The following is a 21739-nucleotide window of genomic DNA, read 5'->3' on the forward strand; positions in this document are numbered from 1 at the left end:
GGTGCGTCAGAACGTGACGCCGTCGCCGGCACAGGCGATGCTGGTCACGCCGGCGGGCGTGTTCACCGACATGCCGTAGCCGGCGTACGCGATGCTCGCGCCCGACGCGTTGCGTGCGGTGACCCAGCCGCTGGTGCGGGCGTTCGCGACGGAGCCCACGCTGGGCAGAGCCGCTGTGGACCACACCGAGCATCCCGCGAAGCTGAGCCGGCTTCCGGAACGGTTGGAACCCGAGTAGGCGCAGACGTAGCCGGTGCTGCAGGTGCCGACGCTGAGGACGGACTCGGCGGCGACGGTCAGGGTCATGCCCAGTCGCGGCCACTGCACGGTCGACTCGTCGACGAGCACCCCGCCGGGCAGGGCGTCGAGGGCATGCGCGACGTCGGGGTCGAGGTCGGGCTCGGCGGCCGTCGCTGCCGCCGTCGGCGAGAGGGTCAGCGCCGCGGAGACCGCGGCGACGAGGAGCAGACGCCTCATGGTGCGGCCTCCCAGAGCGTGTAGTTGGTGACGGTCCCCGTCGGGATCGGGAGCTGATCGGCCAGTCCGGTGTAGACGCCTTCGATGCCGATGATCCGACCGGTCTCAGTGGAGATGAGCACGATGCTGTCGAACCAGGGCGCCGCCTGCGACGTCGCCCGCAGCCCGATGGCGGGCCGTCCCGCGCGGTCGGTCGTCGTGCCTTCGACGGTGAGATCACCGTCTTGCTGGAGCACCTCCAGCATCGCGGCGTGGACGTCGTCCGGAACGGTCCAGGTGTCCAGCAGCGTGGTGACGCCCGTGAGGTGGTCCGCCGCTCCGGTCGTGGTCTCACCGTTCGAGAACGTGTTGAGGAGTGTCGTGAGCCGGGTCGGGTCGGTGTCGGGCGCCGTGGCGTCGCGGGGAGCGAACTCTCCGGGGTCGAAGCGCTCCTGCTCCATCACGGTGCCGGCGGTCGGCTTCGAGTCCGGAATCGGCGACCCGTCGGGACCATACGCAGTGCCGGCCGTGACGGTGAGCTCGCCGGACAGGTCCTCGGACCACACGAGGTGGCGATTCTCGGGGCGGATCGTCTTGAGGCCGTTGCTGCCGGCGTTCATGTAGATGTCGGCGAACCAGCCGATCGAGCTCGCCTCGCGCAGCGGCGCAGAGACGCCGGAGGGATCCTCGTGCTGTGTCGCGATCGCGTCGTCGACCACCTCCGCGACCGTGGCGTCGAGCGGCTCGAACGGGAGGGGTGGCGGGCCGTCGGCCGCCGCCGGAGGGGCGTGCACGCCGAACAGGGGGACGACGATCGCGATGGCGGCGACAGAGGCGACCGCCAGCGTCGACACGAGGATCGTGCGCCGACGAGCGGGCCGGGAGCGCCGAGCGGGCGCGGCAGCCGCAGCCGCAGCCGCGATCTTCGCCCGTGCGCGCGCGACATCGATGCGGTCGTCGGTGAGATCGCTCGCCGGGTCGAGGGCGCGAAGCTCGGCCGCGATCTGCTCATCACTCCACCTCAACGGGGATCACTCTCCCTTCGGACGGCCGGTGTCCGGCACGCATCAGGAGGGTACGGAGGCGTTCTCGCGCACGGCTGCCGCGCTTCCAGACCGTCGGCAGCGAGACGCCGAGAGCAGTCGCGACGTCGGCGGGCGGCAGATCGTCGATATGCAGCATGACCAGCAGCTCGCGGTCGTGCGCGGTGAGCTCCGCCAGTGCGTCGACCAGCGCCGAGTGGTCGGTCTCGGGCGACTCCGCGACCGCCGTCGAGAGCGTCTGGAGCAGGCGCTGTTCGCGATCCCGTCGGCGGTAGGCGTCGCCGATCAGGTTGCGCGCGGTCCCGTACAGCCATCCTGCGTTGATGGTGGTGCGGTGCGACTGACCGAGCGCCCGCACGTAGCACTCGGCGGCGAGGTCCTCGGAGAGCTGCCGATCGCCGACCCGGCGGAACACGAACCGCACCAACGACGGATAGTGCGCTGCGAACAGCGACTCCACGGTCGCCGTCGAGTCGGGGGAATCGGTCACTCGAGGTCCTTACGGCTGAGCGATCAGCGTACGCACAACACATCGGCCCTGCCGCACCGGACGCTCGTGGCGTATGGAGAATGCGCGGACGCCGTTATCGAATCGTGACGCTGGGGCGTCAGGATCCGAGTCGCTCACACAACAACATGTTCAGGTGCGCCCGGATGACCGGTGGACACCGCAAGCGCTCCCGTCCTGGCCGGGGAAAGGTCAGAGCGTGGCAGCCGAAAAAGAAAGAAGGACCGATGACCGCTCCCTCGCCGAGCCGGGCGTTCGCGCCCGCCGCCCGCACCTGGTCGATCGTCGCGCTCACAGGCGCGATCGTGGCCGGACTGATCGGCGGCCAGCCGGCGTGGGGCCTGGAATCCGATCCGCCGCCCGAGCCGTCGACCGCGAGCGGTTCGATCTCGGGCGTCGTGACGACCGAAGCCGGCGAGCCGGCCGCGGGTGTGCAGGTGGTCGCCCACCGCTACCGGGCGGACTGGAGCACGTGGATGTGGGAGTCGTCGGCACCCGCCGGCGCGGACGGCGCCTACTCCCTCGCCGGACTTCGCGACGGTGAGTACCGGCTCGAGTTCCAGACCGGTTACGCGTCGGCGAGCCTGACGCCCGAGTGGTGGGAGGATGCCGCGGACGTCTGGTCGGCGACGACCCTCACCGTGGCTGACGGCACAGTGATCACCGGCATCAGTGCGAGCCTCAGCCCCGGCGCCACGATCAGCGGCACGGTGACCGATGAGTCCGGTGCACCAGTGCCGGGCGTGTCCGTTCGGGCGCTGGATCCGGCCTCAGGGAGCTGGCGCAGTTACACGAACACCGACGCAGCGGGCGTCTACGAACTGACCGGCTTGAAGGCCGGCGGTTACGCGATCGAGTTCGCTCCGCTCGGCGTGAGCGGTCCGGTCGCCGGCGAGTGGTGGGACGATGCCGCCTCTCGCGCGGACGCGGAAGTCGTCACCGTCTCCAGCGCTGGCTCGGTGTCGGGAATCGACGCCGTGCTCGCGGCGGCCGGGTCCATCTCCGGTGTCGTGACCGACACGACAGGCACTCCGGCGCCGAACGTGTACATCGGTGTCTACCGCGCGAGCAGCGATGGTATCGGCGATTGGGTCGGTTCGGCAGCAACCGATGCATCGGGTGCTTACAGCGTGACGGGGCTCGCCTTTGGTGAGTACAAGGTGCAGTTCTCGAGTTGGGGATCGCTACTCGCAGAGTGGTACGACGATGCGGCCGACGTCTGGTCGGCTACTTCCGTGACGGTGGAAGCCGGATCGACAACGTCCGTCGACGGCGAACTCACGGTGGGGGCGACGATCGCCGGCGTCGTCACCGATGAGGCGGGGCAGCCGGTGGGGAACGTCTCGGTCTGGGCGCGCCCGGCCACCAGCGATGGAACAGGCTTCCCGACCGGGGTGAGCACCTCGCCGGACGGCACCTACTCGCTGAGCGGTCTCGCGCCCGGCGAGTATCGCGTGCAGTTCGAGACGGACCAGGCCGCGACGAACGTCGCTGGCGAGTGGTGGGACGAGGCGAAGACGGAGGCGGCAGCGACAGTGCTGACGCTCGAGGCAGGCGAGGTCTTCGAAGGGGTCAGTCCTGTGCTCTCGCCGGGAGCAGGGATCAGTGGAGTCGTTCGTGATGGCAGCGGAGCGCCGCTGACCGACGCTCAGGTGACCTTGCACGCCGTCGACGGCACCTGGCTCGCGAACGCGTGGACGGGACCCGACGGCTCGTACCGCTTCCAGGGGCTCGATGCCGGCTCGTACCGCCTGGAATTCCGGACCCAGGTGGGTGAGCAGGCGTTCCTGAGCGAGTGGTGGAACAACGCGCCCGACCTCGCATCCGCCGACGACCTCGTCACTGTCGCGGGGGCAACACTGGCGGGGATCGACGCGGTCCTCTCGGTCGAGGATGGCTCCGTGCTCGAGACGAACTCCGCATCGCTTTCTGGCGTTGTCACCGATGTGGCGGGGAATCCGCTCGAAGGCGTCAGCGTATCCGTCGACGCCGGCACGTGGGGAGGAGGCGGACAGACCGATGCCAGCGGAGCATGGTCGATGACGTCGCTGCCCGCGGGCACCTACCGGGTGTCGTTCTCCGCCGAGATCGACGGCCTGCTCGTCACGGAATGGTGGGAGGACGCGGCGGACTCCGACTCGGCGACCCCGATCCGGCTTGCGAACGCCGAGCAGCGCAGCGGGATCGACGCCGTCCTCGGGTCAGCCGCCCTTCCGGTGCTGGACTCGTCGACTCCGAAGATCACCGGTGCGCTGCGCGTCGGCGCTGTCGTCAAGGCTCATCCTCGCGGGTGGACCGACGGCACGCAGTTCGCGTTCCAGTGGCTCGCGGACGGAGAACCCATCACGAACGAGACCGGCGCGTCGCTCGAGATCACGCCTGAGCTGGCGGGCGCGCGCCTCACCGTCGTCGTGACCGGATCGCTGCCGGGATACCAGATCGTCATGAAGACGTCGGCGCCGACCGTGCCCGTCGCAACGCGCTAGAGCGCTCATCGGCGACCAGGGGCCGGCTTCTCCGAGGAGAGGTCGGCCCTCGGCGGTTCTCCGTGCGCGTTCGGTCTCGCTCCGCTCGCTCACCGACCGGGTGCTGAGGCGCTCCGCTCCACCAGGAGGTGGTGGTGCGCGAGGCGGCGCAGCGCGAGCATGACCGGCTCGTACATCGCCGTGCCCAGCACGGCGTAGGTCACCGCGTCGGCGGGCGACATGCCCGCGATCGGTGCGACCTCCTGGGCCGCGACCTTGCGCATCGCGTCGCCGTAGCGGCCGAGCACGGCGGGGGAGGCATCCAATCCCGCCGCATCCAGCGCGCGCAGCGCCTCGTCGAGCTGAGCCACCGCGGTGAAGTCGGCGTCGTAGGTGAGGTCGAGGGCTGCGATCGCCTCGCGGGCACGCGGGTAGTCGTCGCGCCCGCCTTCGACGTAGGGCGGAAGCGCGCCGACGGCGCGTCCGAGCGTCTCCATCGGGTCGTCGAGCGGGGAATCGACGAGGTCGAGCACTTCGCGCACCCGCACCAGGGGCAGGCCGCGCACGTCGGCGAGCGCCGCGATGAGCCGCAGGCGGGCAAGGTGCTCCTCGCCGTACTCGGCGCGCGTCGCCGACAGAGTCTGTCCGCGCGGCAGCATGCCCTCGCGGATGTAGAACTTCACGGTCGCCACGGGGACACCGCTCCGCTCCGACAGCTCAGAGATCTTCATCACGGCCCTCCCGACGCTTGTGGTGGATACTATAGCTATCTAATATTGGAGATCGTAACTATCCAACGGAGGTCACGATGGACCCGATCCTCACGATCGTCGCCGGCGCGACGATCCTCACCGTCATCGGCGTCATGTCGGGCGGCACCTTCCTGCTGCGGATCGCCTCGGGCGGTCTCCCGTTCAACGGGCTGCAGAAAACCTTCTTCCGCGCGGGTCACGCCCACGCCGGCGTGCTCGTGCTGCTCGGGTTGGTGAGCCTGCTGCTCACCTCGGCCGCCGGCGCGGCGCTCGTCTGGCAGTGGGCGTCGGTCGGGGTGCTGGTCAGCGCGATCCTCATTCCGGGCGGGTTCTTCCTCTCGGTGCTCGGGCGCGACCCGGAGCGGCCCGGGCGCGCGATCGCACTGCTGTGGGCGGGAGTCGTCGTGCTCGCGGCATCCCTTCTGGCGGTCGGGGTCGGCGTGATCGTCGCGGGGGTCTCGGCACTGGGCTGAGCCTGCGCTGGGAACCGGCGATGGGCCTCGCGGCGGAGGGTTAGGCTCGCACAATGGCCTTGTTCTCGCGCCGTCCGAAGAAGCCCGCCGAGCAGTCGACGTCCTCACCCGAGCCGTCGCCGGCCGAGGCGGCGGCCGGCGACGCGAGCCCCGCTCCCGAGGCTCCCACGGTGAGCGAGCAGGCATCCGGCGGCGAGTCCGCGGACGCGGCGACCGCGGGGGGCGAGCAGGCCACCCCCGGCGGCGGCGGCGACGCGACCCCACCCGTCGCGGGCGGGGATGCGGATGCTGCGGCCGGCGTGTCGATCTCGGTCTCGTCGTTCGGCGGTCTCGGCGTGACGCCTGCCGCCACTCGGCCCGCGGCACCGCACGAACCGGCCGAGAGCGACCAGCCGATGCCGTCCGGCCCGCGTCCGCGACTCGGCACGCGGGAGTGGATGCGCACGGCACCGGAGCAGACCGAGACCGTTCCGGGTCTCCGTGACAACGTCCTGCTGCGGGCGGCGCTCGGCCGCGTCGGAGATGCGCCCGCGTCGCAGGCGCTGCTGGACGTCGCGCGCCAGCTGCTGCAGGGGCACGTCTTCCTGCGCGTCAAGGGCGACGCGCGCACGCTTCTCGCCGAGGGCAAGGGACTGCCGCTCGCCGTCGCGAACGCCGGCGAACGCACCTTCGCCCTCGTGTACTCGAGCGGCGCAGCGCTGCAGGCCAGCCTCAAGGCCGACGGCGACACCGACACCTCGGCCATGGGTCAGCCGGTGCTCACCGTGCTGCGGCACGTCCTCGAGAGCTCGTACGACGGGATCATCATCGACCCCGCGTCCTCGCCGTCGCGTGCCGTGCTGCCGAAGGAGCTGCTGCAGCGCGCCGTCGATCAGGCCGACCCGAAGCTCACCGTCAAGACGCTGCTCGCCGCCGAGCGTACGCCCGAGGTCGCCGGCAAGGTGGCGGAGGCTCTGACGCACGTGCCGCTGTGGGTCGCCGTCGGCACGGCGGAAGGCGGAGTACCGGGTCTCGCTGAGGGTCGTGACGCCGACGGGGCGCGGTACCTCGAGGTGTACTCGCACCCGCTCGAGGTCGCCGTCATGGGCCGCGGCGACAACGCCGCACCGATCACCGGCGCCCAGCTCTCCCGCGCGCTGCGCGGCGACGCAGCAATCACCGGCGTCGTCGTGGACCCGGCGGGTCCGTGGATCCGCGTCACCCGTGACGAGCTCGCCCCGGTGCTCGCCCTGACCGCCTGACGGCTCGCTCGCCTGTTCCGGCGCGCTCACCTGTCCCGGCTCACTGCCGACGGTTCGGTCCGGCGCCGCCTCCGGGGGTTGACACGCGCGCGTCCGGGCGTAACCTATTCAACATAGACGTTGATAAAGGGATGAGTTGATCAATGGACGATCAGGAGCTGGATCGGGCGTTCGTCGCACTGGGAGACCCCGTGCGCCGCGCGATGATCGCACGCCTGAGCCGGGGCCCCGCCACGGTGGGCCAGCTGGCCGAGCCGTTCCCGATCACCATGCAGGCCGTCTCTCGCCACATCAAGGTGCTCGAAGACGCCGGCCTCGTCACGAGGTCTCGCGACGCGCAGCGCCGCCCCGTGCATCTGGAGGCGGCCGCCCTGGAGCAGCTCACGGCGTGGATCGACCGCTACCGGCTCGACGCTGAGCGTGCCTACCGGCGGCTCGACGCGGTGCTGGCGGCCGCGGGGACCGTCCCCGCGTCACCTCCCTCACGGACCCCTCGCACGACCGACACGAAGAAGGAGAAGGAATCATGAGCAACCCGCTCATCATCGAGGCCGTTCCCGGCACCTCGTACGCCGACATCACGCGCGAATTCGACGCGCCGGTCGAGGCCCTGTTCCGCGCCCACGCCGATCCGGAGCTGTTCCGGCAGTGGATCGGCCCGGGCGAGGAGCGCACCGAGATCACCCACTGGGACTTCCGCACGGGCGGCGGGTACCGCTTCGTGCAGCGCGACGGCAACGGCGAGTACGCCTTCCGCGGGGTGTTCCACACCATCCGCGAGAACGAGCTGATCATCCAGACGTTCGAGTACGAGGGCTGGCCGGACCAGGTGAGCATCGACGCCATCCGCTTCGAGTCGCTCGAGGGCGGCCGCTCGCGGATCGCCGACCACAGCGTGTTCTCGAGCATCGAGGCGCTCGAGGCCATGCAGTCCGAGGGCATGGAGCGCGGCATGCGCGAAGGCTACGAGAAGCTCGACGAGCTGCTCGCCGCGGAGAGCTGAGCCATGGGCAAGGTCGTCTGCTCCGCATCCATGTCGCTCGACGGCTTCGTCGCCCACGAGGACAACGACCCCGGGCGGCTGTTCGACTGGTACGAGGCCGGAGACGTCGAGGTCGTCACCGCGAGCGAGCCCGCGGCGTTCCACCTCACCCCGACGAGTGCCGACTACTGGCGGGACTGGGTCGGCCAGATCGGCTGTCTCGTCGTCGGACGGCTGCTGTTCGACATCACCGACGGCTGGAAGGGTGAGCATCCGCTCGGCGTGCCGTTCGTCGTCCTCACCCACGCGGCACCGACGGACTGGGCCCACGCCCACACCGGCAACGCCCACTTCGTGACCGACGGCATCGAGGCGGCGATCGCCCGGGCGCAGGAGATCGCCGGGGACCGCACGGTCGCCCTCGCGGCGGGCACGGTGGCCGGCCAGGCACTGGCCGCCGGCCTCGTCGATGAGGTCGCCGTCGACCTCGTGCCGGTCGTGCTCGGCAGCGGTCACCGCTACTTCGCCGACGTCGACCCCGCCGCCGCGCGGCTGGGCGACCCTACGACGATCATCCCCAGCACCCGGGTCACGCACATGGTGTTCCCCGTCGAGCGGTAGGCGAGCGCGCGGTGGCGGTCGCCACCCCCCCCGGGCGGGTGGCCTCTGTCGCAGCTGCCCGCTAGCGTCGGACCATGGCGTCGGAGCGCATCACCCTCACCGTTCCCGGTCCGGACGGCGACCGCGAGGTCGGGATCTCGAATCCCCGCCGCGTGATCTGGCCGGAGCTGGGGATCACCAAGCAGGAGCTGGCCGAGTACCTCATCGCCGTGAGCGGCCCGTTCCTCGCCGCGAACGGCGACCGGCCGGTGTCGCTCGAGCGCTTCCCCGAGGGGGTGGACGGCGAGCGGTTCTACTCCAAGAACCCGCCGAAGGGGGCGCCCGGCTTCGTCGAAGCGCAGACGGTCACCTACAACAGCGGGCGACGGCATCCGCAGATCATCCTCACCGAGATCGCTGCGGCGGTCTGGGCGGTCCAGATGAACACCATCGTGTTCCACCCCTGGGCGTCGCTGACGGCGAACACCGATAACCCCGTAGAGCTGCGCATCGATCTCGATCCGCAGCCCGGCACGGATTTCGCGGATGCCGCCGCCGTCGCGCCCGCCATGCGCGACGTGCTCGCCGAGGCGGGTCTGACGGCGTTCCTCAAGACGAGCGGCAACCGCGGCATCCACGTGTTCTGCCCGATCGAGCCCGAGTGGGAGTTCCTCGACGTGCGCCACGCCGTCATCGCCGCCGGGCGTGAGCTGGAGAGGCGCCTGCCCGACAAGGTGACGATGAACTGGTGGAAGGAAGAGCGCGGCGAGCGCATCTTCATCGACTTCAACCAGGCGAACCGCGACCGGACGATGGCGGGTGCCTACAGCCCGCGGGCGCTGCCCGCGGCCACCGTGTCGACGCCCCTCACGTGGGACGAGCTCGAGGCGGGCGTCGACCCGACCGCTTTCACGGTGCGTACCGTGCCGGAGCGCCTCGCCGAGATCGGCGACCCGTGGGCCGACCTGCTGGCGAAGCCGGGACGCATCGACACGCTGCTCGAGTGGTGGCAGCGCGACCTCGGCGAGGGACTCGGCGAGCTGCCCTTCCCGCCCGACTTCCCGAAGATGCCGGGTGAGCCGCCGCGCGTGCAGCCGAGCCGCATCAACCCCGAGAACTGGCCGAAGGATGAGTGAAGGCCTCACCGATCCTCGCGGTCGTCCCGCCGCTCGGCGTTGAGAGCTAGGTGCTTTCAGGGTCGAAGCCGAGGGCGGCGCGTCCGCCGTCGACGGGGATGACCGCTCCGGTGATGAAGTCCGACTCGGACGACAGCAGGAAGGCGACCGCGCGGGCGACGTCGAGAGGCCGGCCGATGCGCCCGAGCGGGTGCAGCGCGGCCATCTGCTCGTCGGCATCCGAATGCGCACGCCGGTACTCCTCGTAGCGCTCGGTCGTGATCGAGCCCAGCGCGACCGCATTGACGCGGATGCCGTGCGGGCCGTGGTCGACGGCAGCTGCGCGCGTGAGCCCCTCGACGGCCGCCTTCGCGGTGGCGTACGGCAACGCGCCGCGGACCGGACGCTGCGCCTGGTGGGACGACACGTTCACGATCGAGCCCGGCCGCTCGTGGGTGAGGAAGTGCTGCACCGCGGTGTGGCACCCGACGAGGGCGAGGCTGAGGTTGAGCGTGACGAGGGCGCCGATCTCGTCGGCGGAGGCCGTGGCGAGGCCTGCGTCGCGGAAGACGGCGGCGTTGTTGACCCAGCCGCTCAGCTCGCCGTGCGTCTCGGCAAGGTCGGCGGCAGCCGCGGCCGCGGCAGCATCGCCTGCGTCGCCGGGGAGGTGATGGACTCGCGAACTCGCCTCCGCAGCGGGCGCCGGGTCGAGATTGACCACGTGTCCGATCGACGAGAGGTGCTCGGCGATGACGGCGCCGACGCCGCCGCTCGCACCGGTCACGACGAACGAGGGGGAGCGAGCACCGGCCATCGTCGGCTCAGACCAGGACGTCGGCCAGGTCGTAGGCGGCGACGACTTCGAGCTGCTCGTACGTGCACGAGCGAGGGTCGCGGTCGGGACGCCACCGCTCGAACTGCACCGTGTGGCGGAAGCGCCAGCCCTCGAGCTGGTCGTAGCGCACCTCGAGCACGCGCTCGGGGCGCAGCCGCACGAACGACGAGTCCGCGCGATCGGCTTGGAAGCGCGACTTCTCGCCCTCGCCGCGCAGCGCCTGGCCCTCGGCATCGCGCTCGACCAGCGGAGCCAGCTCGTCGATGAGCTCGAGCCTGCGCGCGTTGCTCCAGGCGGCGACGCCGCCGACGGGAAGCAGCGTGCCGTCTTCGCCGTAGAGGCCGACCAGCAGCGAGCCGACGCCCTCGCCGGACTTGTGGATGCGGTAGCCCATCGCCACGACATCCGCCGTGCGGGCGTGCTTGATCTTGAACATGGTGCGCTTGCCTGGTGCGTACGGCTGGTCGAGCGGCTTGGCGACGACGCCGTCCAGCCCGGCACCCTCGAACTCGGCGAGCCAGCGCCGCGCGAGATCGGGGTCGTCGGTGGTGCGCGTGATGTGGACGGGATCGGGCACGTGCCTCAGCAGGTCGACGAGGGTCTCGCGCCGGGTCGCGAACGGCTCGTTCTGCAGATCGCGGTCGCCGACGGCCAGCAGATCGAACGCGATGAACATCGCCGGCGTCTGCTCGGCGAGCATATTGACGCGGGATGCCGCGGGGTGGATGCGCTGCGACAGCGACTCCCAGTCGAGCCGGCGCCGGCCGTCGCGGTCGACCGGCACGACGATCTCACCGTCGAGCAGGCATGGCTCGGGCAGGACCCGGGCGAACGCCTCGACGAGCTCGGGGAAGTAGCGCGTCAGCGGCTTCGCCCCGCGCGAGCCGATCTCGACGTTCTCGCCGTCCCACGACACGAGCGCGCGGAACCCGTCCCACTTCGGCTCGTAGCTGAGCCCGGCCGGCACCTTCGCCGCATCGGGGACGTCGGGCACGGACTTCGCGAGCATCGGCGCGGGGATCTCGTACGGCATGCGCACCATCCTGCCGTGGTCCGCCGACACCCGACAGTGCTGACCCGGAGCCGGATGCCGCAGCCGCAATGCGGCCGGTTCAGGCCGAGGCGGACGCGGAAGCCGCCGCGGCGTACAGCGCTGCGGCCTCGGCACGGTTCGCGGCGCCGATCTTCGCGAGGATCGCCGACACGTGCACCGACGCCGTCTTGGGGCTGATGAACAGGCGCTGACCGATCTGCGGGTTGGTGAGCCCCTCGGCGATGAGCTCGAGCACCTGGAGCTCCCGCGGCGTGAGCGTCGCGACGATCCCTGCGCCCGCTTCGGCGCCGTTCCCGCTCGTCGCGAGACGGGCCCGCGTCGCGAGCTCGGTGGCCCAGCGCCCGACGCGCGCGACGCCCAGCGCCGGCGCCTCGGCCGCGATGGCGGTCAGCAGTGCGGCGGCCTCGTCGCGCTCGCCGGCGTCGATGAGGGCCCATGCCAGCCGGCAGCGTGCGGTCTGCAGGTACCAGACCGGCATGCCGCCGTCCGCCAGCTCGTCGACGATCCCGCGCCACGCCTCAACCCGCCCGGCTGCCGGTTCGGCGTCGGCGTCGGCGAGCACCGCCCGGACGAACCGCTCCATCAGCCGCGCGAGCGCGTTGTCGGGCCAGCCTTCGAGTGCCGCGCCGATGCGCGCCCGCACTGCAGGGTCGTTGCGGCGACCCGGCGCGAGCATCAGCAGCGCCGCGGTCACCAGCGCGTAGCGCCGCGTCCCGCGCGTGCCCGCGTCGGCTTCGGCGCCGGCGAGCACTTCGGCCGCGGCATCCGTCTGCGCATCCCCGCCGTGCAGGGTCAGCGCTGCCTCCGCGTGCTCGATCGCCCACCACTCGCCCTTCTCGGGGTAGAGGCGCCGGTACTCGTCGATCCGGCCGCGCTCGGTCGTGAGCAGGTCGTCGCGCTCGCTCGCCCGGTCGTCCCACGCGAGGTGCGACGCCACGAGGCGCACGACCGAGGCGCCGTCGACCGGGGTCATGAGCCGTCGCGCGCGCTGCACGTACCGGAGAGCGGCATCCGGCTGCCCTGTCGCGAACAGCGCGAACGCGAGCGAATGCGCGATCGACGCGCCTGAGCCGCGTTCGATGCCGGCACGTGCGACGTCTCCATAGTGCTGCGTTCCGACGACCACGGCCTGATCGAAGCGACCCACCTGCAGCAGCAGGCCGGTCAGCGCGGAACCCGCATACGCCCGCAGCGACGGGTCCAGCTTGAGCGTCACCGCCCGCTCGAGCGGCACGAGTGCGCCCAGCTGGTCGTCCTCGTCGCCGGAGATGCGCCACGCCTCCACCGTCAGCGCCACCGCCAGGGCGGCGTCGTCGCCGGCCTCCTCGGCGAGGGCGATCGCCCGCGCGGCGTGCTCCGCGGCCTGGGCGCCGTGTTCGTCGATCGCCATGTTGGTGAGCACGCGCGACAGCAGGATGCGCGCTCGGGGATCGTCGAGGCCTTCGAGCAACGAGACGGCCTCGTCGAGATCCTCCTGCCGGCCGTGGTGCTCGAGGTTGAAGGTCTCGACGAACCGCTGCCGCAGGAGACCCGCGCGCATGAGCGGGTCGTCCGGGCACACGGCCAGCCCCTCGTTGGCCGACCTCAGCGAACGCTCGGGGTCGCCGAGGTCGTGCCACGCCTGGGCCGCCGCGAGGTGCAGGGCCGGCAGGCTCGTGCCCGCCCTGGTCTCGGCATCCGGAACCTGGTCCCAGAGCTCCGCGAGGCGCTCGGCAAGCTTCGCCGAGGTCGCGGGCGAGAACCTCGACCGGGACTGCTGGAGCGCAGCCACGGTCGCGTCGAACGCGGCCGGAAGGTCGCGGGCGGCGAGCCAGTGCTCGGCGACGGCGGACGCGTCGTCGGGCGAATCGCCGCGATGGTCGCGAAGGTGCTCGGCGTAGCGGCGGTGCACGCGCACCCGCTCGCTCGGCAGGATCTCGCTCTCAACCGCCTCCCGGGTGAGTGCGTGGCGGAACACGTACCCCGCGCCGTCCGCGGCGATCACGCGGGTGTCGATGGCCTCGCGCACGGCCAGGTCGAACGCGCGCTCGTCGAGCGACGCCACGGCCGCCAGCACGTCGTCGTCGACGTGCACGCCGCCGGCGGCCATCGTGCGCACGACCTGCTGCGCGTCTGCGCCGAGGCGGGCGTAACGCGCGAGGACGAGCTCGCGCAGGGTGTCGGGCAGGGCGCGGTCGCCGAGGTCGACCAGCTCCTCGACGAGGAACGGGATGCCGCCGCTGCGCTCCGCGAGCGCTTCCACCACGCGCGGGTCCACACCGCCGGCCAGCTGGGCGACCTGCTCGGCCACTTCGTCGGGCGAGAGCGGCGTCACTTCGACGCGCACGACCGAGCGGGTGCGGTCGAGCTCGGCGAGCACCGGCCGCAGCGGGTGGAAGCGGTCGATGTCATCGGAGCGATACGTCGCGACGATGGTGAGGCGCCGGCCGCGGAGCGTGCTGGCCAGGGTCTTCAGCAGCGCCATGGTCGCGGCATCCGCCCACTGCAGGTCTTCGAGCACGACGACGACGTGCCGGCGCCGCGAGAGCTGCTCGAGGAGCACCTCGATCGCCTCCGCGAACTGGCCCGCGGGCTCGTCGGATTCCGTGGGCTCGTCGCCGATGCCGGGAACGAGCGCTGCGAGGCTCGCGATCGCCGCGGCAGATCCCGCGGCGTCGCGCAGGGCGTCCGTGCCCACAGCGGCGTGCAGGTCGCGCAGCACGCGACGGATCGGGCCGAACGGCGCGCCGATCGGCCCGAGGTCGACGCATTGGCCGAAGGCGACGACGGGCGCTTCGCCCGGTGCCGTGCGGGCGCCGAGCGGGTCCGCAGTGACCAGAGCGAGGAACTCCTGGACCAGTCGCGTCTTGCCGACCCCCGCCTCGCCGCGCACGACGACGGTGCGCGGGGCGCCGGCGACGCCGTCGTCGAACGCCTCGAGCAGCGCGGCCAGCTCGGCATGCCGGCCGACCATGCGCGGGCTCGAGTGGAGTGCGGGCATGGTCATATGGTGGCACCTCCTGCGCGCGGGCGGAGCCTCACCGGGTCGCGAGCGACGACGGCCGCCGGCCGGAGCGGCGCCGCCAGGAGCCTCGGCGGGCGTGAGCGGCGGAGGCCACCGCCGGGCGCGATCCGCCGTCCGCGGTGCCGTCCACCCGGCACTGGGCGTCGGCGTCGCGCTCGGCGCGCTGGGCGCGCAGCGCGACCTCTCGCCGCAGGTCGTCGGCGCGGTGGGCCTCGAGGATCGAAGCGGTGTACGTCGTGTCGTTCATGTGCGTCTCCTGTCGGGCGGCTCGCGGCGGGCGGGCTCCGTACGAGGTCGACTCTCGTCTCTAAGGGGCCGGGCGGCCATCGGGCGGATGCCTTATCTGCGGCATCCGCGGTCTCAGATCGGGCGGCGGTCGCCGGACGGACGAAGGGAGCGGAGTCGGTCGGCTCCGCTCCCTTCGGCGCACCCCGGGTCACAGGTCCGGGTGCGCATCCCCGCCAGAAGTCGGAGCAGGCGATGCGGCTACGCGACGGCGGCGGTGCGCGGGTCGCGGTGGATCGCGGCGCGGAACCACGCCACGAGCGCACGACCGTGCGGGCGCTCGGCCGAGCGGCCCTGCTCGCGCTGCGCGACCATCAGCTCGTTCTCGCGAGCGAGGTCGGCCGCGCGGTGGTGGTCGAGGATGTAGCCGGTGAAGGTGGTGTCGTTCATGAGTCTCTCCTGTCTGCGGCGGAACGTCGGAGGGTTCCGGTTGTGCTGACAGGTACGACTGTCCTCGCTAAGGCGGGTCCGCCCCATCGGGCGATCGCCTTGTCTTGACGGCCGGGGTGCCTTAGACCGACCGCGCCGCGGACTAAGGCGGCGAGCCGCGACCAGGGCCGCGTCAGGCCTCGGCCCCGCGACGGGCCGTGGGCTCAGCGCGCGACGGGCCGCTTCGGCCGCGCCCAGCGCGCGGGGAGGTCGGGGCCGTCCCAGACCTGGATGACGCCCCAGGCCGCGGCGGTGATGGGCACCGCGAGCACCGCTCCGACGATGCCGCCGAGGACCGTGCCGACGGTCAGGGCGACCAGGATGACGAACGCGTGCAGCTTCATCGACCGGCCCATGAGCACGGGCTGCAGGAAGTTGCCCTCGAGCTGGTTGACGAGCACGACCACCCCGACGACCAGGAGGGCGTTGATCGGCCCGTTCGCGACGAGTGCGACGAGCGCCGCCACGATGCCGGCCACCGTCGCGCCCACGATGGGGATGAAGGCGAGCAGGAAGACGAGCACCGAGAGGGGGATCGCCAGCGGCACCTGAAGGATGAGCAGACCGATCAGGATGCCGATGGCATCGACGGCGGCGACGGTCGCCGTGCCGCGCACGTACGAGCCCAGCACCGTCGTGGTCTTGTCGCCGATGCGGCGCGCGCGCAGATAGTTCTCCCCGCGGAACGGCCGCAGCATGAACTCCCACATCTGCGGACCGTCCTTGAGGAAGAAGAACAGGATCGTCACCATGAGCACGAGCCCGGTCACGAAGTTCGCGACCGCCCCCACGCCGGCGAGCGCGCCGGAGCCGAACTGCGCGCTTGTGACGAAGTCGGTGAGCGTCTTCACCCACTCGTCGATCTGATCAGGCTGCACGAAGTCGAACGGCAGCGACTGCATCCAGGCGAGCAGACGCTGGAAGCCGTCTTCGGCCTGCGCGTACAAGTCGTCCCACTGGTCGCGCACCGCCCACACGATGAGCCAGCCCAGGAGGCCCAGGATCACGACGATGGCGAGCAGCGTGATCACTGTCGCGAGGATCGATGGGATGCCGCGCCGCCGCATCCAGCTCATCACCGGGTTGAACGCGCACGCGAGGATCAGTGCGATGACGAGCGGGATCGTGACGAGGGTGAGCGACTGGATCGCGAAGAAGATGGCCGCGGCCACCGTGACGACCACGATGATCTGGATCGCCCGGATGCCGAGCTTGCCGAAGCCGTCGGCCCACAGGCTCCAGGGTGCGCGGGTCGCGCGCGGCTCCACGTCGTGCGATTCGACGACGACGCGCTGGGGGTCGTTCCGGAACAGTCCCATGCGCCGAGGGTATTGGCAGGCGGCAGCCGGGGCGTGCGGGTTGCGCGCGTGGCGCGGGCGGACTATGCGAACGCGCTCATCCCGGTGATGTCGCGGCCGATCAACAGCGCCTGCACGCTCTCGGTGCCCTCGTAGGTGTGGATCGCCTCGATGTCGGCCATGTGCTGCATGACGCCGTTCTCGAGCAGGATGCCGTTGCCGCCGAGCATGTCGCGCGCCGTCGACGCGATCCGGCGCGCGGCGCGGGTGTTGTGGTACTTCGCCAGCGACGCCTGGGTGGGCCGAAGTTCGCCGCGCTCCTCGAGGTCGGCCATCCACCGGCAATAGAGCTGCATCGCGGTGAGCTCTTCGAGCATGTTCGCCAGGCGCTCCTGCACCATCTGGAACTTCGCGAGGGGCTTGCCGAACTGGACGCGCTGCTGCGAGTAGGCGAGGGCGGCCTCGTAGCAGGCCGTGGCGTGGCCGAGCGCCGACCATGCGACGCCCGACCGTGTCGAGTAGAGGACGGTCGAGGCGTCCTTGAAGCTCTTCGTTCCGGGAAGGACGGCATCCGACGGCACGCGCACGCCGTCGAGCACGATGTGGGCCTGATGGATGCCGCGCAGCGACGCCTTTCCCTGGATCACCGTGCCGACATAGCCCGGCGTCTTCTGCTCGACGAGGAAGCAGCGCACCGCGCCGTGGAACTCGTCGCCGGGGGACTCGACGCGCGCCCACACGAAAGTGATGCCGCCCGAGGCGCCGTTGCCGATCCACTTCTTGGCGCCGTCGAGGACCCACTCGTCACCCGCGCGCCGGGCGACGGTCTCGAGCGATACGGAGTCGGATCCGTGGTCGGGCTCGGTGAGCGCGAAGGATGCAGGGACCTCGCCCCGGGCTACCGGCACCAGCCAGCGCTCCTGCTGCGCGTCGCTGCCGAACAGCGCGAGAGTGCGCAGGGCAAGGCCGCCCTGGACAGCGAGCACGGTGCCCAGCGATCCGTCGCCGCGCGAGATCTCCATGTTGACCAGGCCCGCCGCCAGGGGAGAGAGGCGCGTGAGCGCCGGGTGCACGATGCCGTCGTTGAAGAGGTCGAGCCCGCCCATCCGCATCGCGATGTCGAGCGGATACTCCGCGCTGTCCCACGCGTCGAGCATGCGCGTGCCGACCTCGTCGATGTACGCCTCGGCGCGCTCCCACGCCTCACGGTCGGCGGCGGGGATGTCGGCGAACACCGCGTAGTAGTCGGTGCCGCGGCGCGCGGTGACGTCGTAGCCTTCGACGCTCTGACCGGGGCGGGGCTGGAAGTCGGTCACGATCGGACTCCTGACGCGTGCTGACGGGTGGTGCGGCATCCGGTTCGGATGGAACTGAATCCCACGACACATCGTACTCAGTCCCACCGGGTTTCGTGTCGGCGGTCGTTCTCCTGGGCTTGCCCCTCCGGGTCCGCGAAGGCGGAGTGGGCCTCCTGCTGTGCTACGGTGGGAAAACCGACCAGCCGGTATGTCGCAAGGAGGCGCCATGACCCATGTCGACCACACCCGTCGCTTCGAGGGCACAGTCTCGCTCGTGACGGGCTCCAGCCGCGGCATCGGCTTCGCGATCGCCCAGCGCATCGTCGGCGAGGGCGGGACGGTCGTGCTGACGGGCCGCAAGCAGGACGCACTCGACGCCGCCGTCGCGGAACTCGGCGACACCGCCTCGGCGGTCGCCGGTCGCGCCGACGACGCCGAACACCGCGCCGCCGTGTTCGCGCACATCACGCAGCGGCACGGCCGGCTCGATCACCTGGTCAACAACACCGGCATCAACCCCGTGTACGGCCCGATCGTCGACATCGACGCCGAGGCCGCGCGCAAGATCCTCGAGGTCAACGTGGTCGCGACACTCGACTGGACGCGCGCCGCGCTCGCCGCCGGGCTCGCCCGCTCCGTCGTCAACATCGCCTCGGTCGCAGGTCTCGGCGCCAGCCCCGGCATCGCGTTCTACGGCATCTCGAAGGCCGCGCTCATCAACCTCACCGCGCAGCTCGCCTACGAGCTGGCGCCCGGCATCCGGGTGAACGCCGTCGCGCCGGCCGTGATCAAGACCGCATTCGCGCGGGCCCTGTACGAAGGGCACGAAGCCGAGGCCGCCGCCGCCTATCCGCTGGCGCGGCTCGGCGAGCCGGCCGACGTCGCCGGCCCGGTCGCGTTCCTGCTCTCGGACGACGCCGCGTGGATCACCGGCCAGACGGTCGCGATCGACGGCGGCGCCGGCATCCGTCCGCTCGTCTGACGGGGAGCGCCGCCGGTTCGGGTGAAGGATGAAGGCATGAAGGATTCCCACGTCGCCGACGACGTCACCCGCGCCGCCGTCGAGCTGTTCGCCCGCCAGGGGTACGCCAACACGAGCGTGCAGCAGATCGTCGAGGCCGCCGGCGTCACCAAGGGCGCGATGTACCACTACTTCGAGTCCAAGGACGATCTGCTCTTCGGCATCTATGAGCGCCTGCTGAACCTCCAGAAGGCGCACCTCGACCGGATCATCGCCCGCGGCGGCACCGTCGACGAGGTGCTGCGCGCGGTCTGCGTCGACGTGCTCGAGACCTCGATCGACTCCATGGAGGAGGGGGCGGTGTTCTTCCGCAGCCTCAACATGCTGTCGGCGCCCCGGCAGCAGGAGGTCACACGCCGCCGGCGCGCTTACCACGACGAGTTCGCCGAGCTGATCTCGCGCGGGCAGTCCGAGGGCCTGTACCGCACCGACATCCCGCTCGCGATGCTCGTCGCCCACTTCTTCAGCGACGTGCACTACCTATCGCACTGGTACTCGCCCGAGGGTCCCGAAGACAAGACGCTCGTCGCCGAGCAGCTGACCGACCTGTTCCTGACCAGTCTGAGGAGAACGGATGCCGCAACCTGACGAGGCCGTGAGGCCCGATGCCGCCGCTGCTCCGCCTTCGTCGATGCGCGCGTGGCGCGTGACACGGCTGGGTGAGCCCGCCGAGGCGCTGTCGCTGGACACCGTTCCCGTGCCCGTACCCGCCGCCGGCGAGGTGCTCGTGAAGGTCGCTGCCGTCGCGGCCAACTTCCCCGACGTGCTGCTGTGCCGGGGCGAGTACCAGGTGAAGCCCGAGCTGCCGTTCAGCCCCGGCATCGAGTTCGTCGGCACGGTCGCCGCGCTCGGCGACGGGGCCTCCTCGGTCGCGATCGGCGAGCGCGTGGTGGGATCGAAGATCGGCATGCTGTCGGAGTACGCGGTGCTCCCGGCATCCGATGTGTGGGCGGCTCCGTCCTCGCTCTCGGATGCCGAGGCTGCGGGACTGACGGTCGCCTACCAGACCGCGTGGTTCGGGCTCCACCGGCGTGCGGCGCTGCAGCGGGGCGAGTGGCTGCTGGTGCACGCCGCCGCCGGCGGTGTCGGAATCGCCGCGGTGCAGCTCGGCGTCGCGGCAGGCGCCCGCGTCATCGGCGTCGTGGGCTCGGAGGCCAAGGCCGCCGCGGCACGGGAAGCGGGCGCCGAGATCGTGCTGGTGCGCGGGGTCGACGACCTCGTCGCCGCGGTCAAGTCCGCGACCGGCGGCCACGGCGCCGACGTCGTGTTCGACCCAGTCGGCGGCGCCGCGTTCGACGCATCGACGAAGTGCATCGCGTTCGAGGGGCGGATCGTGGTGGTCGGCTTCGCCGGCGGCACGATCCCGACCGTGCCCGCCGGGCACGTGCTCGTCAAGAACTACTCGGTGGTGGGGCTGCACTGGGGGCTGTACCCACGCGTGCGCCCCGACCTCATCGACGAGGCCCGCGCCGCCCTGACGCGGTCGGCCGACGAGGGGCGGATCCGCCCCGTGGTGGACCACGTCGTGCCCTTCGCCGAGGCGCCGCGGGCGCTGACGGCGCTGGCGTCGGGCACCACGGTCGGGCGCGTCGTCATCTCGGTGTCGTCGTGACCGCGGATCGGTTCGGGCTCGAGGGCCGGGTCGCGCTCGTCACCGGCGGCGTCCGCGGCATCGGCGCGGCGTATGTGCACGGGCTGCACGAGTCCGGGGCGCGCGTCGTGATCGCCGACATCCTCGATGACGACGGAGCGGCGCTCGCCGCTGAGCTCGGCGATCGTGCGCTGTTCGCGCACCTCGACGTGACCGACGAGGGGGACTGGGATGCCGCGGTCCAGGCGGCCGTCGACGCGTTCGGCGCCGTCGACGTCCTGGTGAACAACGCCGGCATCGCCAACGCGGCTCCCATCGAGCACCTGACGACCGAGAAGTGGAATGCCGTCATCGCGGTGAATCTCACCGGCGTCTTCTTCGGCTGCCGCGCCGTCGTGCCGATCATGAAGGCGCGAGGGCGCGGCTCCATCATCAACATCTCGTCGGTCGAGGGCATGCGGGGAAGCCCGGGGCTGCACGGCTACACCGCCGCCAAGTTCGGCGTGCGCGGACTGTCGCAGTCGCTCGCCGTCGAGCTCGGCCCGTTCGGCATCCGGGTGAACTCGGTGCACCCCGGCTTCATCAACACGCAGATGACGACGCGGATCGACCCCGCGCATCTGGACATCCCGCTCGGGCGGCCGGGTGAGCCGTCGGATCTCGCCGGCACCATCGTCTTCCTCGCCTCCGACGCCTCGTCGTTCACGAGCGGTGCCGAGTTCGTCGTCGACGGCGGCATGATCGCCGGCATCCCGCACAAGTAGCCGCGGCGCGGGGCAGCGCGAGCCGATGAGCTCCGACGCCTCGCGTCTGAGCCGCGACGCCGGCCGGCTCCACAGGCGTCCGGGCCGGTGACCTCCCGGTCAGGCCTTGCCGGCTACACGTGTCGCCGTCGACTCGATCCTGCGGAAGGCGCGGTCTCGGACCTTCGCCACCGCGGGATCGTTCCAGACGTCCGTGGCGATACCGCTGAGTTCACGGAATCGACTCGCACCGGCTTTCGCGCCGATCACATACGCGACGGCGGCGGCCGCCAATCCGAGCACGGCGGCCAAGATGTAGGGCTTCTGCATGGTCATTCTCCAGAGGGTTGTTGACGGGCATGTCGCTCGTCGTCGGTGGTGTCGGGGGACTCGGGCGCACCGCCCGAGGCGGTGTCGGCGTCAGCGTTCTCGCCTGGCACGCCCTGGGTGTTGTGCTGGTCGCGGTCAGTCATGTCGTGGACGCTATGTCCCCCGAGGTCGCTCGGCGCGGGGGTTGACGAACGGCGACGACAGTGCCATCGAACG

Annotated in this window: 24 protein-coding genes; 11 read left to right on the forward strand and 13 right to left on the reverse strand. The window is 71.4% G+C overall.

What is annotated here, in order from left to right:
* Nucleotides 1–6 precede the first annotated feature (6 nt).
* The 3 genes from Q9R08_RS11170 to Q9R08_RS11180 are packed head-to-tail and all read right to left on the reverse strand — an operon-like array spanning nt 7 to nt 1989.
* Nucleotides 7–477, reverse strand: coding sequence for a peptidase inhibitor family I36 protein (locus Q9R08_RS11170; RefSeq protein WP_308868085.1), 471 nt, complete (start codon nt 475–477; stop codon nt 7–9).
* Nucleotides 474–1481: a hypothetical protein gene (locus Q9R08_RS11175; RefSeq protein WP_308868086.1), complete on the reverse strand. Its 1008-nt coding sequence runs from the start codon at nt 1479–1481 to the stop codon at nt 474–476. Before Q9R08_RS11175 ends, Q9R08_RS11170 begins: the two co-directional genes overlap by 4 nt.
* Nucleotides 1468–1989 (reverse strand): RNA polymerase sigma factor, encoded by a 522-nt coding sequence (locus Q9R08_RS11180; RefSeq protein ID WP_308868087.1) that lies wholly within the window; start codon nt 1987–1989, stop codon nt 1468–1470. Before Q9R08_RS11180 ends, Q9R08_RS11175 begins: the two co-directional genes overlap by 14 nt.
* 245 nt (nt 1990–2234) lie before the next feature.
* Between Q9R08_RS11180 and Q9R08_RS11185 the strand changes: the two genes are divergently transcribed.
* Nucleotides 2235–4493, forward strand: a complete 2259-nt coding sequence (locus tag Q9R08_RS11185) for a carboxypeptidase regulatory-like domain-containing protein (RefSeq protein ID WP_308868088.1) — start codon at nt 2235–2237, stop codon at nt 4491–4493.
* Nucleotides 4494–4582: 89 nt separating this feature from the next.
* On the opposite strand, the gene Q9R08_RS11190 is transcribed toward Q9R08_RS11185, so the two are convergent.
* Complete coding sequence (locus Q9R08_RS11190; RefSeq protein ID WP_308868089.1) at nt 4583–5203, reverse strand: MerR family transcriptional regulator; 621 nt, start codon at nt 5201–5203, stop codon at nt 4583–4585.
* A 77-nt stretch (nt 5204–5280) separates the two neighbouring features.
* On the opposite strand from Q9R08_RS11190, the gene Q9R08_RS11195 reads away from it, so the two are divergent.
* The 6 genes from Q9R08_RS11195 (at nt 5281) to ligD (ending at nt 9656) form a co-directional block, all read left to right on the forward strand.
* A complete protein-coding gene (locus tag Q9R08_RS11195) occupies nt 5281–5697 on the forward strand; it encodes a hypothetical protein (protein ID WP_308868090.1) in 417 nt (138 codons plus the stop codon).
* Nucleotides 5698–5750: 53 nt separating this feature from the next.
* Nucleotides 5751–6938, forward strand: a complete 1188-nt coding sequence (locus Q9R08_RS11200; RefSeq protein WP_308868091.1) for an SseB family protein — start codon at nt 5751–5753, stop codon at nt 6936–6938.
* Between the two features lie 143 nt (nt 6939–7081).
* Nucleotides 7082–7468: an ArsR/SmtB family transcription factor gene (locus tag Q9R08_RS11205; RefSeq protein ID WP_308868092.1), complete on the forward strand. Its 387-nt coding sequence runs from the start codon at nt 7082–7084 to the stop codon at nt 7466–7468.
* On the forward strand, nt 7465–7941 hold the full coding sequence (locus tag Q9R08_RS11210) for an SRPBCC family protein (protein ID WP_308868093.1): 477 nt from the start codon (nt 7465–7467) through the stop codon (nt 7939–7941). The genes Q9R08_RS11205 and Q9R08_RS11210 overlap by 4 nt, the downstream gene beginning before the upstream one ends.
* A 3-nt stretch (nt 7942–7944) precedes the next feature.
* Nucleotides 7945–8541: a dihydrofolate reductase family protein gene (locus Q9R08_RS11215; RefSeq protein WP_308868094.1), complete on the forward strand. Its 597-nt coding sequence runs from the start codon at nt 7945–7947 to the stop codon at nt 8539–8541.
* Nucleotides 8542–8615: 74 nt separating this feature from the next.
* Nucleotides 8616–9656 carry a non-homologous end-joining DNA ligase gene (gene ligD / locus Q9R08_RS11220; RefSeq protein WP_308868095.1) on the forward strand — a complete coding sequence of 347 codons (1041 nt, stop codon included), beginning with the start codon at nt 8616–8618 and terminating at the stop codon, nt 9654–9656.
* Between the two features lie 46 nt (nt 9657–9702).
* On the opposite strand, the gene Q9R08_RS11225 is transcribed toward ligD, so the two are convergent.
* The 7 genes from Q9R08_RS11225 to Q9R08_RS11255 form a co-directional block, all read right to left on the reverse strand.
* Nucleotides 9703–10449 (reverse strand): SDR family NAD(P)-dependent oxidoreductase, encoded by a 747-nt coding sequence (locus Q9R08_RS11225; RefSeq protein ID WP_308868096.1) that lies wholly within the window; start codon nt 10447–10449, stop codon nt 9703–9705.
* Between the two features lie 7 nt (nt 10450–10456).
* Nucleotides 10457–11503 (reverse strand): ATP-dependent DNA ligase, encoded by a 1047-nt coding sequence (locus Q9R08_RS11230; protein WP_308868097.1) that lies wholly within the window; start codon nt 11501–11503, stop codon nt 10457–10459.
* A 79-nt stretch (nt 11504–11582) separates the two neighbouring features.
* Entirely contained in the window at nt 11583–14504 is a 2922-nt protein-coding gene (locus tag Q9R08_RS11235) for an ATP-binding protein (RefSeq protein ID WP_308868098.1), read from the reverse strand.
* Between the two features lie 37 nt (nt 14505–14541).
* Nucleotides 14542–14775, reverse strand: a complete 234-nt coding sequence (locus Q9R08_RS11240) for a hypothetical protein (protein ID WP_308868099.1) — start codon at nt 14773–14775, stop codon at nt 14542–14544.
* A gap of 239 nt (nt 14776–15014) precedes the next feature.
* Nucleotides 15015–15203 (reverse strand): hypothetical protein, encoded by a 189-nt coding sequence (locus tag Q9R08_RS11245; protein ID WP_308868100.1) that lies wholly within the window; start codon nt 15201–15203, stop codon nt 15015–15017.
* A gap of 203 nt (nt 15204–15406) precedes the next feature.
* On the reverse strand, nt 15407–16561 hold the full coding sequence (locus Q9R08_RS11250; RefSeq protein ID WP_308868101.1) for an AI-2E family transporter: 1155 nt from the start codon (nt 16559–16561) through the stop codon (nt 15407–15409).
* A gap of 62 nt (nt 16562–16623) precedes the next feature.
* On the reverse strand, nt 16624–17856 hold the full coding sequence (locus Q9R08_RS11255; protein ID WP_308868102.1) for an acyl-CoA dehydrogenase family protein: 1233 nt from the start codon (nt 17854–17856) through the stop codon (nt 16624–16626).
* Nucleotides 17857–18064: 208 nt separating this feature from the next.
* Between Q9R08_RS11255 and Q9R08_RS11260 the strand changes: the two genes are divergently transcribed.
* Genes Q9R08_RS11260 through Q9R08_RS11275 form a run of 4 tightly spaced genes read left to right on the forward strand, consistent with a single transcriptional unit; the run spans nt 18065 to nt 21214 of the window.
* The gene (locus Q9R08_RS11260; RefSeq protein ID WP_308868104.1) at nt 18065–18820 is read left to right on the forward strand and encodes an SDR family oxidoreductase; all 756 of its coding nucleotides are present in this window, start codon (nt 18065–18067) and stop codon (nt 18818–18820) included.
* Nucleotides 18821–18856: 36 nt separating this feature from the next.
* Nucleotides 18857–19447, forward strand: a complete 591-nt coding sequence (locus tag Q9R08_RS11265) for a TetR/AcrR family transcriptional regulator (RefSeq protein ID WP_308868106.1) — start codon at nt 18857–18859, stop codon at nt 19445–19447.
* Complete coding sequence (locus Q9R08_RS11270) at nt 19434–20471, forward strand: NADPH:quinone oxidoreductase family protein (RefSeq protein WP_308868107.1); 1038 nt, start codon at nt 19434–19436, stop codon at nt 20469–20471. Before Q9R08_RS11265 ends, Q9R08_RS11270 begins: the two co-directional genes overlap by 14 nt.
* Nucleotides 20468–21214: a glucose 1-dehydrogenase gene (locus Q9R08_RS11275; RefSeq protein WP_308868108.1), complete on the forward strand. Its 747-nt coding sequence runs from the start codon at nt 20468–20470 to the stop codon at nt 21212–21214. Before Q9R08_RS11270 ends, Q9R08_RS11275 begins: the two co-directional genes overlap by 4 nt.
* A gap of 99 nt (nt 21215–21313) precedes the next feature.
* Here the strand turns inward: Q9R08_RS11275 and Q9R08_RS11280 are convergent, their stop codons facing one another.
* Both Q9R08_RS11280 and Q9R08_RS11285 read right to left on the reverse strand, forming a co-directional pair.
* Nucleotides 21314–21529 (reverse strand): hypothetical protein, encoded by a 216-nt coding sequence (locus Q9R08_RS11280; RefSeq protein ID WP_308868109.1) that lies wholly within the window; start codon nt 21527–21529, stop codon nt 21314–21316.
* Nucleotides 21526–21666 carry a hypothetical protein gene (locus tag Q9R08_RS11285; protein ID WP_308868110.1) on the reverse strand — a complete coding sequence of 47 codons (141 nt, stop codon included), beginning with the start codon at nt 21664–21666 and terminating at the stop codon, nt 21526–21528. Before Q9R08_RS11285 ends, Q9R08_RS11280 begins: the two co-directional genes overlap by 4 nt.
* Nucleotides 21667–21739 lie beyond the last annotated feature (73 nt).

Origin of the sequence: Microbacterium psychrotolerans (assembly GCF_031085295.1) — a bacterium.
Lineage (GTDB): Bacteria > Actinomycetota > Actinomycetes > Actinomycetales > Microbacteriaceae > Microbacterium > Microbacterium psychrotolerans.

Bases quoted from the DNA above. Each gene is read 5' to 3' on its own strand.
- Q9R08_RS11205 (WP_308868092.1), top strand. From the start codon at position 7,082: ATGGACGATCAGGAGCTGGATCGGGCGTTCGTCGCACTGGGAGACCCC.
- Q9R08_RS11270 (WP_308868107.1), top strand. From the start codon at position 19,434: ATGCCGCAACCTGACGAGGCCGTGAGGCCCGATGCCGCCGCTGCTCCG.
- Q9R08_RS11245 (WP_308868100.1), bottom strand. From the start codon at position 15,203: ATGAACGACACCACCTTCACCGGCTACATCCTCGACCACCACCGCGCG.
- Q9R08_RS11215 (WP_308868094.1), top strand. From the start codon at position 7,945: ATGGGCAAGGTCGTCTGCTCCGCATCCATGTCGCTCGACGGCTTCGTC.
- Q9R08_RS11225 (WP_308868096.1), bottom strand. From the start codon at position 10,449: ATGGCCGGTGCTCGCTCCCCCTCGTTCGTCGTGACCGGTGCGAGCGGC.
- Q9R08_RS11235 (WP_308868098.1), bottom strand. From the start codon at position 14,504: ATGCCCGCACTCCACTCGAGCCCGCGCATGGTCGGCCGGCATGCCGAG.
- Q9R08_RS11265 (WP_308868106.1), top strand. From the start codon at position 18,857: ATGAAGGATTCCCACGTCGCCGACGACGTCACCCGCGCCGCCGTCGAG.
- Q9R08_RS11230 (WP_308868097.1), bottom strand. From the start codon at position 11,503: ATGCCGTACGAGATCCCCGCGCCGATGCTCGCGAAGTCCGTGCCCGAC.
- Q9R08_RS11170 (WP_308868085.1), bottom strand. From the start codon at position 477: ATGAGGCGTCTGCTCCTCGTCGCCGCGGTCTCCGCGGCGCTGACCCTC.
- Q9R08_RS11190 (WP_308868089.1), bottom strand. From the start codon at position 5,203: ATGAAGATCTCTGAGCTGTCGGAGCGGAGCGGTGTCCCCGTGGCGACC.
- Q9R08_RS11185 (WP_308868088.1), top strand. From the start codon at position 2,235: ATGACCGCTCCCTCGCCGAGCCGGGCGTTCGCGCCCGCCGCCCGCACC.
- Q9R08_RS11240 (WP_308868099.1), bottom strand. From the start codon at position 14,775: ATGAACGACACGACGTACACCGCTTCGATCCTCGAGGCCCACCGCGCC.
- Q9R08_RS11210 (WP_308868093.1), top strand. From the start codon at position 7,465: ATGAGCAACCCGCTCATCATCGAGGCCGTTCCCGGCACCTCGTACGCC.
- Q9R08_RS11195 (WP_308868090.1), top strand. From the start codon at position 5,281: ATGGACCCGATCCTCACGATCGTCGCCGGCGCGACGATCCTCACCGTC.
- Q9R08_RS11260 (WP_308868104.1), top strand. From the start codon at position 18,065: ATGACCCATGTCGACCACACCCGTCGCTTCGAGGGCACAGTCTCGCTC.
- ligD (WP_308868095.1), top strand. From the start codon at position 8,616: ATGGCGTCGGAGCGCATCACCCTCACCGTTCCCGGTCCGGACGGCGAC.
- Q9R08_RS11280 (WP_308868109.1), bottom strand. From the start codon at position 21,529: ATGACCATGCAGAAGCCCTACATCTTGGCCGCCGTGCTCGGATTGGCG.
- Q9R08_RS11285 (WP_308868110.1), bottom strand. From the start codon at position 21,666: ATGACTGACCGCGACCAGCACAACACCCAGGGCGTGCCAGGCGAGAAC.
- Q9R08_RS11200 (WP_308868091.1), top strand. From the start codon at position 5,751: ATGGCCTTGTTCTCGCGCCGTCCGAAGAAGCCCGCCGAGCAGTCGACG.
- Q9R08_RS11250 (WP_308868101.1), bottom strand. From the start codon at position 16,561: ATGGGACTGTTCCGGAACGACCCCCAGCGCGTCGTCGTCGAATCGCAC.